Raw genomic sequence first — 14,085 nt, forward strand, 5'->3', positions numbered from 1 at the left:
TTAAGGAAGGCGGTTGCGTTACGCATGACCTGCGTCTGCCGACAATTGGCTTGGGTCGATACCTAGCTTTTCTACCGCTTTTTTCCAGCGCTCTGTAATGGGCGTATCGAAGATGATTTCTGGTGTGGCTTCGATGGTTAGCCAAGAGTTTTCAACCAGTTCATTTTCTAACTGACCAGCACTCCAACCGGAATAACCAAGAGCAACCAAATAGTCACTTGGCTCAGCCTCTGTCCCCAATACGGAAAGAATATCTCGTGAAGTGGTGACAGCAAGGTCGTCGGTCATTTGAATGCTGGATTCATAGTAATCTTTCGGTTTATGTAGAATAAAACCACGGTCTTCTGAGATTGGACCGCCATTGTAGACGGGTCTATCTAAGCTGGCTTCAAACAGGCGCGGGTGAACAGGCTGCACGTCAACTTGCTTGAGCATGTTGCCAACGGTGATATCAACAGGCGCGTTGATCATCAGGCCCATTGCGCCTTCTTCGTTATGTTCACAAACGTAGATAACGCTATTCTGGAAATACGGATCTTTCATTCCAGGCATGGCTACTAAAAAATGGTTTGTGAGGTTCATTCTCATACCGACCTTTAAGACTCGTAAATGCACTTAAGCAAACTCGCGACTATGTGCATGAGTTTGCTTAAGATAATGTCTGGTTCTCTACTATAACTGTACTATAAATTCAGTTATTCGCCTTTCACACGACGTTCAATGGCATCCATCAGTTTGCCAGTAATAGAAATGTCGAATGCCGCTTCGATTTCACGAATACAAGTTGGGCTAGTCACGTTGATTTCAGTTAGCTTGTCGCCAATCACATCAAGACCAACAAAGATAAGCCCTTTTTCTTTTAGAGTCGGAGCAACAGCTTGAGCAATCTTCATATCTGTTTCGCTTAGCGGACGAGCTTCACCAGTACCACCAGCGGCTAGGTTGCCGCGCGTTTCGCCTTTAGCAGGAATGCGCGCAAGACAGTAAGGCATCGGTTCACCGTCAACAACAAGAATACGCTTATCACCATTGCTGATGTCTGGCACGAAGGTTTGCGCCATCGCGTAGTTTTGACCATGGTTAGTCAGCGTCTCGATGATCACCGACACGTTTGGATCGTTTTCTTTTACGCGGAAAATTGAAGCGCCGCCCATACCATCAAGAGGTTTTAGGATCACATCGCCATGTTCTTCACGGAAGGCTTTAATTTTTTCTGCTTTGCGTGTCACGATTGTGGTTGGCGTAAGTTCTGGGAACCAAGCGGTAAACAGTTTTTCGTTGCAGTCGCGTAGGCTTTGAGGTTTGTTAACGATCAATGCGCCTTGTTCTTCAGCACGCTCAAGAATGTAAGTCGCGTAGATGTACTCGGTATCAAATGGAGGATCTTTGCGCATGAGTACCGCGTCGAGCTCAGACAGTTCGATCGTCTGCTCAGATTTGAACTCGTACCAGCCGTTTGGATCTTCTTTCAGCTCAACCACTTTAGTGTCGGCAATCGCTTTGCCTTGGTCTAGGTGAAGATCGTTCATTTCCATGTAGTGGATTTCATAGCCGCGGCGTTGCGCTTCAAGCATCATGGCAAAGCTAGAGTCTTTCTTGATGTTAATGGACGAGATTGGGTCCATTACAATACCGAGTTTGATCATTATTTTTCTCCGTTTTAACCAAGATCGCCGAAACGAACTTGTAAGGCTGTAATTGCTGTCAGAGCCGCAGTTTCGGTGCGTAGAACGCGCGGGCCGAGTAGCGTCTCTTCAAATTGGTATTCGCGAGTCATGTCGATCTCTTCTGAAGACAAACCGCCTTCAGGGCCGATCAGAAGACGCACTTTCTCTACAGGTGTCGGCAGGGTGTTGATTGAGTATTTTGCACGAGGGTGAAGGTTGAGCTTTAGACCATCGTACTCTTCTTGGCACCACTGTTCCAAGCTCATGATTGGGCGAATTTCTGGTACTACGTTGCGACCACATTGTTCACACGCACTGATCGCAATCTTCTGCCACTGCGCGAGCTTTTTCTCAAAACGTTTTTGATCCAGCTTTACGCCACAACGTTCAGAAATAAGTGGTGTGATGGTATTAACGCCAAGCTCTACTGATTTCTGAATGGTGAACTCCATCTTATCGCCACGTGAAATGACTTGGCCAAGATGTAAGTCGAGAGGGGATTCAATGTTGCTTTCGACGCGCTCAGTCACGTCAACGAGAACGTTCTTTTTACTGACTTCACTGATCACTGCTGGGAACTCTGCGCCACTGCCGTCAAATAATAGAACTTCTTGGCCTTCTTTCATGCGAAGTACTCGGCCGATATGGCCTGCAGCGTCTTCACTTAAAGCGATGGTGCCAAGTTGATGAATGGTTTCTGGATGATAAATTCGAGGGATACGCATGAGATTTCCAGCAAGAGAATAAACTTAGTTCCTAACATGGATGCTTTCCACCGAAAAAACAAGGGGCAAGAGGCGTTTCGAATGAAGGAAACGCCTCAAACAAAGCTCGGGTGCGCTTGTGTTTTTACAGTGCGCGGCAAGCCTCTTGAACAAACGGGTTGTGGTTACCTTGTACTTTGGCGATGCGCTCGTCACGCTCACATTCCCATTTGTCTACCGGATAGGTTTTGTTCCAAGCACTCATTAGCTGAGTTTGCTGCTTGGATAGTTTGAATCCGTACTCCTTGCTCATGTACAAGTAAGTGCGAGCAATCGAGCCGCGAGCTCTGTCGGGTGGCATTACTTTGCGTTGCTTGAAGTTCACTTGCATGTCGCAGTGGCCATAGCTGACACCATCCATGCCGTTCCATTGGCTGAAGTTGAAGTTAGAACGGTCTCCGTTCACCTCACCAACCGCTGGGGTCAGGTTGTGTAAATCCGCTTCCATGAGTTTAAAAGCCGTGTCGTTGCGCGAACAGTTTTTGCGCCCACCGCTTTGCCAACACTGGAGCTGGTGGCCGAATTGCCAGGCAGGAACCACATGTACCTTTAGACTTTTTATGAGAACTGTTACCTATACACTTTACAAGGTGAGAATATACTTTAGCATAAGCTTAAATACCTTGTATAAGTCAGGATGATGAACAACAGAATTAGACGAGAAGTAACTACCTCAGTTCATGCCAAATGTCGCATCAGGAAACCTATCCTTGCAGTTAACGACGACGAAGAAATCATTACTACATATTCTCTTTCATCCAGAGGAATACTTATTAAGGAGATGACACTACTATATATATCCACATTTGATGAAAAAGGTCGATTGACTTCATATAAGCCAATTGATGTAGCCAATGACTTCATCCTTAGTAAGCATACCGTAGATAAGAAACTTGAAAGCCGCCAAATATCTCAAGCTTTGGCGTTGTACTTTACTTTTATCCTTACTCAACAAGAGGAGTGGGATAGAGCCTTTGAAGAGGGGGAAATTGATCCCGATTGGGACGACCCTAGACCACAGTGGGATGTATTTCCGTTTGATAAGGCAAATAGACTCACGTACCAGTTTCGTGAGCAGCTTAAGTATCAGGTTCTAGAGGAAGAGGTTTTAGCTAGAACTACTGCCAAAGCCTATATGCGAGCAATTGTGAATTTCTATAAGTACTGGATGTTGAAAGGAAAGGTATTTACAGGCAAGCCGTTTGAGGTCAAGGATGAAAAGGTCATTTTTGCCGCAGGTGCTACTAGCATTAAACCATATATTCATAAATTGATCCGGTCCACTGACCTTACGCTTAATTTTCCCAAGTCAACACGCACCAATGGGCTTGCTTTAAGCCCTGTGCGCCGTGACTTAAGGCCATTTACCAACTCAGAGTGGAAGAGGCTGCAAGACATCATTCTTAAAACTCGGCGAGTGATAAGGTACGGGGACCACAGTAAAACATATTCACTAGGTATCGAATTCAGCTACCACTTCATGACTTGTCGAACAACAGGTTTGCGAGCAAAAGAAGCCGCTAGTTTACACTCTGGACAGATAGTAAACCCTAACATGGAGATAAATACTGAAGGTATAGAGGTATATTCCCCGCCTATACTTAAGCTTGGTGTTGGCGACAGGTATGGTTCATTAACCAAGACAAAAGGATATGGGAACAAGTCTCGAGTTACCATTATCCCTGCATGGATAATGCGAGTGCTCTACAAGTATACCCAAAGTACTCGTTACAAAAGACGTCTTGCGAAGTTCAAAGAGTGGTGTAACGAGAAATCTGAGCAAGGTCAGTCAGACATCTTTAAGGGTGATGGTGCTGTTGACCCTTCGAAGAACTATCTGTTTATTTCGCAAACTGGCAAACCAATGATGCTTGATGTCGCTGAGTTCAGCAAACGTTGGATTGATGTGAGAAATACTGCCAACTATCTGAAGGTCAATGATGAAAAGATTATTGGTTCACTCCATAACTTGCGTTCTACGTTTGCAGTTGACGTATTTCGTCATCTTTTAAAGAACAAAACCTCAGAACAAGCACTTAATACCGTGCAGGGGTTACTTGGTCATGAGGAATTAGATACTACCCTAAAATACCTCAAGATCGCTCAGGATCTCCCTTCAGGTGATGAGATTTATGAAGATGTATTGGATTATATTGGTGCATTTAATGACGTGGAGTTGGGTTAATGGCTCGTAGACGAACATTAATGAAGGCTGTTTCTGTATTAAGGAAGGCGGATGTTAGCCCGCTTACATTTGAGGACATGGTTCTAAAAGCTACAACAGGGAGAGTGTTTCACTTAAATCGACTACGTTATCGAGGTGTACCAAAGCTTAGCTCTATAAAGAGTAAACCTGAACAACTAATAAATGCTGGGCGTGATGATCAGATAAGGAAACTCTTTAAGTTGTCAGCACATAACCCAAGCCATGCGGCTTACATGTTTGACGCGAGTCTTGGTTACTTCAGATATTTAGACAGTATTAATTACTCAGGAGATATATTTGATTTCAAGGTGATGGAAAAGACTTTAAAGCATTTTAACCTTAAAGTGCTTAAAGGTGAGTCAAAGATGGCAGCAAGAAAGGCCCAGACATTTCTGAGTTACTTTTTGACACTCATGGGAAGGGAGCAGGATGTTCGTAGTTTACCGGAGGTCAAGAAAGCTAGTGCTTCAGAGCAGCTAGTCGCTTTCACAAGTGAAGAAATTAAGCTTATTGCAAGAGTCTTGCGAAAGGGACTCTTAAACTCTATTCAGTTTATTGAGCAATCTACAGTGCCTGATATTCACCCATGTTTTGACGACGTTCTATTTGAAAAATTAGCTCAAAAGGAAGGTTGGTCTAAAAGACAGAAAGGAGTAAACAAGGCTAGTTTTAGAAATATGCTACGAGGAAGAAAAAACTTAAACAGTAACGTTGCTGATGACTACAGGACCTTCGTTAATCACGCTAGCCGCATTGCCCTTTATGCTTTTTATATGCTAACTGGAATGAACACTAATGTATTGGCCTCTATCCGGTATTCAGACGTTGAATTTAAAGATATAAGTGGTGGTCGGTATGTACTCAATGGTGTGAAAGGTAGAGCCTCACATAAAGAGTTAGATAATTCAATTGGATTCACGAAGCGCACTAAAGAACTTATTGAAGAGTGGCTTAAAGCATCAAAGTTAATTTATAAAAGCTTCAATTATAATACCACTCTTACTGACCCTATTTTTCCACATATTTCCACAACAGGTATTGTTAAAGACTTCACTGCCCATGGAACGAACCCTACCCATATAAATAAAGCCCTATCGAAAATACTTGGATTTAATATTAATGCTTCACGACTAAGGAAAACTAAGCTAGATATCCTGATGCGTGTTACTGAAGATATGTTTCTGGTCTCTCAGGCAGCCAATAATACGATTGAGGTGATAATCCACTCATATAGCAGCGGTAATAAATCCGATCATAAAAAAAATCTTAAGGCTACTAGCGATGCCTTGTATAGCATTTCTAAAGGAGAGAGCATCTCAGTAGCTGTAGATTCAGCCAAAGCTATTAATTCTGACATCCTTTCTGATTATGATTACAGAGAGCGACTTCGTCGCGCTGAGGCCCCTGTGACTACGCTAACTCCAAGTGGAATTCGTTGTAAAGGTCCAAGTACTGAAAAAATTGTTTCTGAACGTAGGAAGGCTAAGAAACTGGGAGTGAAACTTCCAGAAAAGGAGAATACATGTACAGACTTTCTCGCTTGCTATGACTGCGATAGCCACGTTTTAGTTGCATCTGAAACTGATATTTGGTTAATGATGACATTTCGTTATCAAGTGCTTCAAGTGAGAGAGCTTCCTGCGAAAAATTCAGTACCCAAGGCTCGTATCTATGAAATCGAAGCTGTGCTCGCAAAGGTGCTTAGGCGAATGAAGGAAAAGTCGCCAGATAATTATGAGAAAGCCCATTTAAAGTTTGAGAAAGGGATGCTCCACCCCTTATTTGAGACTCGACTTAGTCTCAAGTATGTAATGGGTGGTAAACAATGAACATTGCACGAAATCCGATTCGTTTTAATCAAAATGAAAACCCATTTATTTCATACTGCGGTGATGGGACCGGCAAATCTAGGGTATACGATATAATGTGGGATTTTTCTGCGTTAGGGCAAAACACGCATAAAATATCTTTTAAATCTATCAGGGATATTCATCGTAGAGATATTCAGGTTCTTGTAGCAAAAATGATTGAGTTCAATAAGGATAAGTCTCCCTCTGGACATTTTTCAGTTGCTACTGCTCTGCTATATAGGAAATCTTTGGGCCGGTTAGTCAATGTATGGGGTAAATCCGATTTTGGGTTACTTGACAATAATCAAGAATGGCAAGCTTTTAGGGATTTGCTTAAAGACAGACATTCTAAAACGACTCTTAACACCTTTAGGAGCATGCTTTGCTTTCTCAACAAGTTAGGTGTTATTTCTCGATACGTAACCGTAAAGGATTTTGAATCTCTGGCCCGCAAGGATAGTTTTCCCAAACAAGCTATAGCCCTACCACAACAGATGCATAATCAGATGTTATCTGTTGCCGTAGAATTTGTAGAGACTCATTACACTTACAGGCATGAAATATCAACTTGTATGGCAAATTTTTTTGCTATGCGAGAGAGTGAGTTGATTAGAGCTGTAAGAGAGTCTAAAGGTGATTTATCTCTAAAGGAACTAAAGCCGAAAGTTAATCAGCGAATTTCAAGAAGAGCTAAAAAAATTGTTCGGCCTCAAGCGTTGAAGAATATGAGGTTAGATAGTCAAGCAACGTTTGTGTCTAAATTAGTTCGGTGCTGCTTTCTTGTTGCTGCTGCATTCTCCGGCGCAAGAAAAACGGAACTATCTCTCATGAACCCTGATAGTTATCAGGAAAGTAATGGAATACCATTTATTAGAGGCTTGTCTTCGAAATCAAATGAAGGAATTCCAGTAACAGTAGTTTGGCAGACTCATTCAATTGTAAAGAAAGCTTTAGAGCTTGCATATGAAGCTACGGAATATGCAAGGAAAGCCCAAAAGATAAGGCTCGAAATTCAATTAGATCAGCAGACTATTGATATTGATAACTACAAACGACTCATGAATGAGCTCGAAAGCTCCTTCATACAAGCAGCAATACTTAATGTGGAAGACTCTGAGCAAGTCAAAGATTCATTCTTGATAACAACGAAAGGAGGTGCTTTTTTTGATGTCGATTTTTTTCTTAATCCAGCTACTGAAGATGAGGTTCATGACTTTGACATCCTCAACCCAGATCGAGATGGTGAACTAGAAGTTGGGGGCTACCCTCCGAGATTCACCCCTCATGATATTAGGCGCTCGTTTGCTGTCTTTATCGTAAGAAACGGGCTTGGCAACGCATTAACTGTCAAAGAGCAACTTAAGCATAAAAACCTAAACATGTCTAATTACTATGCTAATAATGCTGAGCTAGCGCGTATCCAAGGTCTGGTATTGGACGATGAATTATTAGGTGTACTTGAAGGGGTATCAGAAGATGCTGTGATTGATGCCTTAGACGAAATCTATAATGGCTCAGAGTTTCTATCTGGTCTTGAGGGAGAGCGCATAATGGAAGCTAAAAACGAGGCACTACGCAAAGGCGAGAAAGTTTATATGAGTAGGTCTCAGCTCCGAGCTTTAGTAAAAAGTGGAGATAAGGCTATTATCATGCTGCCAACGGGGGCGTATTGCACTAATCCTACCTGTGAACGCCTGTGTGCAATTTCTTACTTTATCACGGAGGATAAGTACTGTGAATATGAAGTTGTGACAACACGAGGAGCCAAAATGCTTGCTAATGAGCGTAAAGGTCTAGTTAAAATGTTTCGGGAAATGAACGAAATGAACGACTATGCGTTATTTCGTATTTTGGCTGGGATGAAGGAAAAGATTATCTTCATTGAGAGCACACTTCGTAAACACAATCTCGATTTTGAACCATTTAGTGACGAAATTAAGGTTATATCAATATGAACAAGAAGGATTTGAGTCCTCAACTGAAAGTAACAGAAGAGAGACTAGAGGAGGCTTTGAAGCGTTTGCTTACTAACAAGCCAGTAATTGTTAAGGCTAATGGGAAGCTTTCTTTGAACAAGATAAACAACGAAGCTGGTCTGGGCCACAGCTATATTCATAAGTTCCAGGAGTTTGTCGAGCGAGCCAAACCTCAAATTGAAGCGTACAACCATAATCGTGATAAGTTTATGGCTACCGGCCTTGATATTGATATCGAAGCGACTATTTCGGAAGTGGACAAAATTAAAGGGAAGTTGAAGAAGTCTGAGAAGCAAAGGGATATATACCGCCTTGAACGCAATAATGCTGTTGAGGCTAGGAAGCTGTTAGAAAAGCAGTTAGCTGAAATGACTCATAGAGCTTATATGCTTCAAGAGGAAGTTCTCAATCTAAAGAGAGAATATGACTCTAAAAATGTGGTTACACAGATGAAACGTTAACTCTGTAATCAAATATCAAGGAGATAATAGCTGATGTAATTTGCTAATACTGGTAATATTTAATGCAGTTCATCAACAAAGCTAGGGTGTTTATTTCCGTGCTGTTATTACCCAGAAGCATCATCACAGCTGTATTGCTCGCTGTACCATTTAGTTCTCTCTCACAAGTTAAACTCAGCAATAGTGGTATCTGCCACGACGAAAAATCTCCTAGCTTTGGTCGAACGAAAAACTTTAAGGCCTTTGATAGCCTTGAATCCTGTTTAGAAAGTGGAGGGAGGCTTGCTAAAAATCAAAAGCAAGTAATGGTTCATAAGACACCTGACAATCAACCCTATGAAAGAAGCAAGTTTGGACACGGCTGGGCAGATAGCGACAGGGATTGCCAGAACTCGAGAGCAGAGGTATTGATAGATCAATCCATATCACTAGCTAAGTTTAAAACAGATAAACAGTGTTTGGTTGTTTCAGGAAGGTGGCGCTCCCTTTTTACTGGGCAAGAGATCTATTCAGCTTCTGATGTCGACATCGATCATGTTGTTCCATTAAAGTGGGCGTGGGAGCATGGTGCTAAGCACTGGACATATGAAAAGCGAATATCGATTGCTAACGATAAAGCTAACCTAATCGCAGTGGAAGCTTCATTAAACCGACAAAAGGGTGCAAAAGGGATTGATGAGTGGCTACCTCCTAAGAATCAGTGTCAATACATTTTGAGATTTATTCGTATCAAAAAGAAATATGGTATTGAATTAGAGCCATTGAAAGAACAAAAATATCGAGAGATTCAGTCTCAGTACTGCAATTAGTACAGGGCTTTGTTGCAGAAATCGAATGAACTAAATCAGAACCTTACGTTCAGATCAGGGACGTGCATCCACTGACTTTGATTTCAGGCCAAAGCATCGCTATCCACCAAGTACAATAACTCCTTAGTCCACAGAGGTTCACTCACGTTTTGGATTGACGAAGAGGCGATAACTGAGTTGAAACAACCTAAACAGGATAGACGTGGAAGACCATAATTGTTTAGTTGTACTACTTATACACGATCTGACAATTTTGATTATACAGTGTGGCTTAATCGTACATCCACACTCGACATCCCACAGCTCACTTTTGGACAAAGGTGAGTTAGCGACTTTCCCAAATTAGCGAGTAATGGATTAGCTCAAATATGGAAACATGACAGACGGAAGGAAATACCTGACTCTGTAGTTTTCTCTAACTCTGCACAATTGGAATTCGCTAGGCATTACCATAAACGTACGGTCAGGTGATCCAAAAAAATCTTGGCATCACCTGTTTTGTTTACTCAGATCGCTTCTAATAGTTTTTCCTTACAATCATACTCATTTACATAATCTTGAATATCCATAAGAAAACGACTTGGAACTGCTCTATTTGCAATATTATATGTAATATAAAGTGTTTCTCTTGCTCTGGTCATTGCTACGTATAGACGAGAAGCTTCTCGAGATATGTTGTCGTTTTCTACCGATTTATTTGGCATTACACCTTCCATTACTCCTAGTATAAAAACATGTTGAAATTCATGACCTTTTGCCGATTCAATAGTACTAATTTTTACACTCTTAGTTCCTTCTAAACTATCTGTCTGCTTAAGCTCACAGCTATCGATTGATCGAACATTTAACTCTTGCGAAACTAACTCCCTAATTCGCTTATTAAGTCCAATAACACAAATTTCTGGATGACTCTTCTGTTCTTCATCATCATAAGAAAAGCTTTCTAGCAATTCTTGTATCGTCTCACAAACAAATCTAACTTCATCTCTCTGGGTCTTGCACTTAACAACAAACGGCTTTTCCCCAACTGCTGTGGGTAGGTCTGGTTTTGTAGGCTTTACAATATTATCTTCGTCAACATCGGCAAATTCATACTTTTCAATGAGGGCATACGAAGCTTCCATAATCTCTTTAGAGTTGCGGTAATTTTTCTTTAACACATAGCTTCGATTTGACACATTGACTCCGCATTGTTTTAAAACAAAGCCTTTGTTATAAATAGTTTGAGCGCCATCCCCTACAAGGAAAAGTCCATTTTCCAGAGTTGAAATCGCCTCTTCTCCCGTTCGTAATGCTGCTACCATTTTCACTTCAAGTTGCGAAAGGTCTTGTACCTCATCAACTAATACACATCGATAAGGACTAAATTCCTTTATATTTGCCGATAGTAGCTTCTCATCCACAGGGGCCCAGCCAAAGCTATCAAAAGATTTCTGGTTACTAAGTAGTAACGAACATGCAGCAGCCACAGCTCCTTCATAGTCGATGTAAAACAGTTCTTTAAGCTTATCTACTTTTAGTCTTGCGGCATCATAGAATGCAGCTCTTGCTTCGTTTCTCAAAGCAACCTTCCGACCATGACGCTTAAAAGCTTTAGAATCTAGGTAGTTTTCAAAATCTGAGTTTAGAAGCCTACTCCTGATAAAGTAAATTTCTTCCTCGATAAATCTTTTCTGTTCGTGGTGTGGTAATTTTGAAAGCCCCGTAGAGGAATAAGACTTATGTTTTCTTACGAACTCAACAGCTTCCTTATTAATTTCATTGATAATATCCGTATTATTGTTTTTCCGATATGCAGCCTCCCCTTTTGGATGTAACTCTCTGATGATCTTATGCGCCAAGCTCTGTATTGTATAAGTCTCAATTAGTGTGGCCTCGACTCCGCATAGCTCACCGATTAGTGCATCCAATAGTTTTCTCATACTTTCTGTTAACGTAACCAATAGAATTGGCTTTTTATACTTCTTCGCTAGGTACCTTGCTCTATGCAGCATTACGCATGTTTTGCCACTTCCTGATACCCCTCTGAGACGCGTTGGACCGTTAAAATCTTTTATCGATAGCTCCCTTTGCTCTGGATGTAAAAAAAGAAGCCAATCCGACCAACTAGAGTCATCAGGTAGCTCTGCCACTTCATCCCATGTAACAAAAATTTCACTGTTGGAAGAGCAGCTAACAGCTGTGTCAAACTCCTTACCATGGGTTATTGCGGCAGCACCTAAATAAAGTTCGATCCTCTTATGCAACTCTTTTAATTCGAACCGATGTGAGTGGCTAAATAAGTCATCCATAAGAATCGCAATGTCTAGATTTGAAGAGTTTTCTATATACTCCAATACGCCATTTGGATCACATTCCCACAGTTCTGCGGTAACAGAACGGCAATAGTCTTTTAGGGAATTAACTAAACCTAACTCCACCCATTCATCTTCAGAAACATGGCGGAGTAGCGGCAGTTCTCTCACCCCCTCACTAGACTCGAGATCCATTTGTACTATTTTTGCGGGTGTAAGCTTTTGTTCTGTGACTTGAACAAAATCCAATGTATCGTCCTTATCACTCTTTACCCATCGATAGTCTTTGTGGCTTTCAAGCCAATTCTCTGTATCATCATGACTACCAGCAAATATAAATGCTCTCGTTTTACTTACTCCATCAACAAGTTGAACAACAAGCCTATATCCATTGCCAAGGTCGTACTTTTCTGCATTAGTTAATCTCGACTCACCATGGTTAGTCCTTTTCAACGACTGAATTTCACCCTCTGTGGCTGCCTCAGACTGAGCCGCTCTAGTTTTAGTGATTGCATCTTTCCCTTTCTTTCCGCATTTTTTTAAATCTCTGAAGCACTTATTTAGAGCTTTAGTTTGCACAACCTTATACATTTAGAATCCTTTAATTCTTTGAGACTTCAAGTGAGTAAGCATGTCAGCTTCACATCTTATCTAATCGATTGATCTTAAAACAATTAACACCATCCTCTTATACAGCATGATGATTATCAACTAGTAGCAATTAAGCCTTGATTAATTTGTGACCGTAGACTCAATACGGTAGCGAAAGCTCGTGTTTAAGCGGGAAAGGCGAGAAGATCAGGTCTCGGGTTTTGTTACTCATTACTTTTTGTATATTAAAACTAGCTGATTAGCTAGAGCGTATTTAGAGCCGTAACAATCTTTGAGGCAAAGCCTTCTTAGAGCTATTACATGCACAACGTGCCCACTACGAATGTGTTCACGGGTAAAAACACCATATGTATCGCTTCAGCTAAACAGCTACCATACACAAAGACCACAGCCAACACCGACCAACTTCTTGGATTTATACCCAACTTTTTGGCTCGATAAACAAAAAATTGTATCGGCATACACTACTATCATCCTACCTAGCTGATTTTGCGGAAGAAAGTTAATGGCATGCTTACTGCTTATTGCCGTGATAACTAGTATTCACTTTAGGTATTTGCGTGTCTTATAAAGTCCTCCCTCTTTCGGAAGTGATGTCTCATGAATTTGGATTGATAGAGGGCAACTTCCATAATATTTCGGAAGCGGATATCGCCTCTGCTATTCCTTCACATCTTACTTTTGAACAGCTAAAGCAGCATCTCTACGAAGGCAATCTCGTGCTCGTGAGTGATACGCCTCAAATTCCCGCTCTACTTAGTTACAACGACCCAATAGGTCCTAAAACTTGGCGGCTGAATTCTGAGGTTATCTCTGAACTTTCGGATGATGCGGCTAATAATTTGTTAGCAATAACGAAAACCACCAGAACAACGGGAGGTTACCGCTCTTGTATCGGGGAAACCTCGACGCCCGAACAAGTTTACACGTTGCCGCCAATCGCAACCGAAAGTGAAGAGGAACTAATCAAGGAGTTTGAGTACAGCTTCGAAGTCGGATGCTCGGATACCACCATAAAGAAAATGGTGCACAGTGACTTTGCTTTAGCGAAAACTGAAAAAGAGAACGCGGTGACCCGTTGGGAGCAAGCCAATACCGAGCAAGGCACCCGCTACACAGCGTTATGTGTGTTTGATGAGCCAAAGCGTTTAAATATCCACATCGCTGATGACAATCTCGGACTGACACCATTGGAAGCCGTCACATTACAAAAAGCCGGCAGCCATAAAGCTGAGGAAGGTTTTATACCTGTTGTCCCTGCAGTGCGATTGGGTGAACGTTTAGGTTTGCCTACAGAAGGCTATTACTACCACTTTAATGATGGCGAACTTGTCCAAGAATACAAAATTCTTGGGGAAGAAAAATGGGCGTTTTACGCTACGCAATCGACACAAGACAAGCTCAATGACGAGCGTGGTTTTACTAAAGACCAAAGCGCTATTTTGG

At 41.7% G+C, this 14,085-nt stretch carries 9 protein-coding genes and 3 pseudogenes; 7 read left to right on the forward strand and 5 right to left on the reverse strand.

Annotated features, from left to right (window positions below; all coding sequences use genetic code 11):
* Positions 1–18: 18 nt before the first annotated feature.
* The 4 genes and pseudogenes from NL646_RS22060 to NL646_RS22075 form a co-directional block, all read right to left on the reverse strand.
* On the reverse strand, positions 19–582 hold the full coding sequence (locus NL646_RS22060; RefSeq protein ID WP_005461717.1) for a YqgE/AlgH family protein: 564 nt from the start codon (positions 580–582) through the stop codon (positions 19–21).
* Between the two features lie 113 nt (positions 583–695).
* A complete protein-coding gene (gshB, locus tag NL646_RS22065; protein WP_005425823.1) occupies positions 696–1,646 on the reverse strand; it encodes a glutathione synthase in 951 nt (316 codons plus the stop codon).
* 14 nt (positions 1,647–1,660) lie between these two features.
* Complete coding sequence (gene rsmE / locus NL646_RS22070; RefSeq protein ID WP_005461719.1) at positions 1,661–2,392, reverse strand: 16S rRNA (uracil(1498)-N(3))-methyltransferase; 732 nt, start codon at positions 2,390–2,392, stop codon at positions 1,661–1,663.
* Between the two features lie 124 nt (positions 2,393–2,516).
* Positions 2,517–2,975, reverse strand: a pseudogene (locus NL646_RS22075) (endonuclease); the annotation flags it as partial.
* A gap of 96 nt (positions 2,976–3,071) precedes the next feature.
* Here NL646_RS22075 and NL646_RS22080 point away from each other — a divergent pair.
* The 6 genes and pseudogenes from NL646_RS22080 to NL646_RS22105 all read left to right on the forward strand — a co-directional run.
* Positions 3,072–4,616, forward strand: coding sequence for a site-specific integrase (locus NL646_RS22080; protein ID WP_197572732.1), 1,545 nt, complete (start codon positions 3,072–3,074; stop codon positions 4,614–4,616).
* Positions 4,616–6,466, forward strand: coding sequence for a hypothetical protein (locus NL646_RS22085; protein WP_253664690.1), 1,851 nt, complete (start codon positions 4,616–4,618; stop codon positions 6,464–6,466). The genes NL646_RS22080 and NL646_RS22085 overlap by 1 nt, the downstream gene beginning before the upstream one ends.
* Positions 6,463–8,442 carry a site-specific integrase gene (locus tag NL646_RS22090; RefSeq protein WP_253664691.1) on the forward strand — a complete coding sequence of 660 codons (1,980 nt, stop codon included), beginning with the start codon at positions 6,463–6,465 and terminating at the stop codon, positions 8,440–8,442. The genes NL646_RS22085 and NL646_RS22090 overlap by 4 nt, the downstream gene beginning before the upstream one ends.
* Complete coding sequence (locus NL646_RS22095; RefSeq protein WP_043045452.1) at positions 8,439–8,924, forward strand: hypothetical protein; 486 nt, start codon at positions 8,439–8,441, stop codon at positions 8,922–8,924. Before NL646_RS22090 ends, NL646_RS22095 begins: the two co-directional genes overlap by 4 nt.
* 62 nt (positions 8,925–8,986) lie before the next feature.
* The gene (locus tag NL646_RS22100) at positions 8,987–9,733 is read left to right on the forward strand and encodes an HNH endonuclease family protein (protein ID WP_203527104.1); all 747 of its coding nucleotides are present in this window, start codon (positions 8,987–8,989) and stop codon (positions 9,731–9,733) included.
* A gap of 108 nt (positions 9,734–9,841) precedes the next feature.
* Positions 9,842–9,946 (forward strand): annotated as a pseudogene (locus tag NL646_RS22105) (IS5/IS1182 family transposase); the annotation flags it as partial.
* Positions 9,947–10,239: 293 nt separating this feature from the next.
* On the opposite strand, the gene NL646_RS22110 reads toward NL646_RS22105, so the two are convergent.
* The gene (locus tag NL646_RS22110; RefSeq protein ID WP_203527105.1) at positions 10,240–12,618 is read right to left on the reverse strand and encodes a 3'-5' exonuclease; all 2,379 of its coding nucleotides are present in this window, start codon (positions 12,616–12,618) and stop codon (positions 10,240–10,242) included.
* 581 nt (positions 12,619–13,199) lie between these two features.
* On the opposite strand from NL646_RS22110, the pseudogene NL646_RS22115 reads away from it, so the two are divergent.
* A pseudogene (locus NL646_RS22115) lies at positions 13,200–14,085 on the forward strand (S-type Pyocin family protein); the annotation flags it as partial.

It is taken from the genome of Vibrio sp. Y20_XG_PY13, from assembly GCF_024181925.1.
Lineage (GTDB): Bacteria > Pseudomonadota > Gammaproteobacteria > Enterobacterales > Vibrionaceae > Vibrio > Vibrio parahaemolyticus.

Excerpts from the sequence above, each read along its gene's own strand:
- rsmE (WP_005461719.1), bottom strand. The coding sequence starts at position 2,392 with ATGCGTATCCCTCGAATTTATCATCCAGAAACCATTCATCAACTTGGC.
- NL646_RS22095 (WP_043045452.1), top strand. The coding sequence starts at position 8,439 with ATGAACAAGAAGGATTTGAGTCCTCAACTGAAAGTAACAGAAGAGAGA.
- NL646_RS22085 (WP_253664690.1), top strand. The coding sequence starts at position 4,616 with ATGGCTCGTAGACGAACATTAATGAAGGCTGTTTCTGTATTAAGGAAG.
- NL646_RS22080 (WP_197572732.1), top strand. The coding sequence starts at position 3,072 with ATGAACAACAGAATTAGACGAGAAGTAACTACCTCAGTTCATGCCAAA.
- NL646_RS22060 (WP_005461717.1), bottom strand. The coding sequence starts at position 582 with ATGAACCTCACAAACCATTTTTTAGTAGCCATGCCTGGAATGAAAGAT.
- NL646_RS22110 (WP_203527105.1), bottom strand. The coding sequence starts at position 12,618 with ATGTATAAGGTTGTGCAAACTAAAGCTCTAAATAAGTGCTTCAGAGAT.
- NL646_RS22090 (WP_253664691.1), top strand. The coding sequence starts at position 6,463 with ATGAACATTGCACGAAATCCGATTCGTTTTAATCAAAATGAAAACCCA.
- NL646_RS22100 (WP_203527104.1), top strand. The coding sequence starts at position 8,987 with ATGCAGTTCATCAACAAAGCTAGGGTGTTTATTTCCGTGCTGTTATTA.
- gshB (WP_005425823.1), bottom strand. The coding sequence starts at position 1,646 with ATGATCAAACTCGGTATTGTAATGGACCCAATCTCGTCCATTAACATC.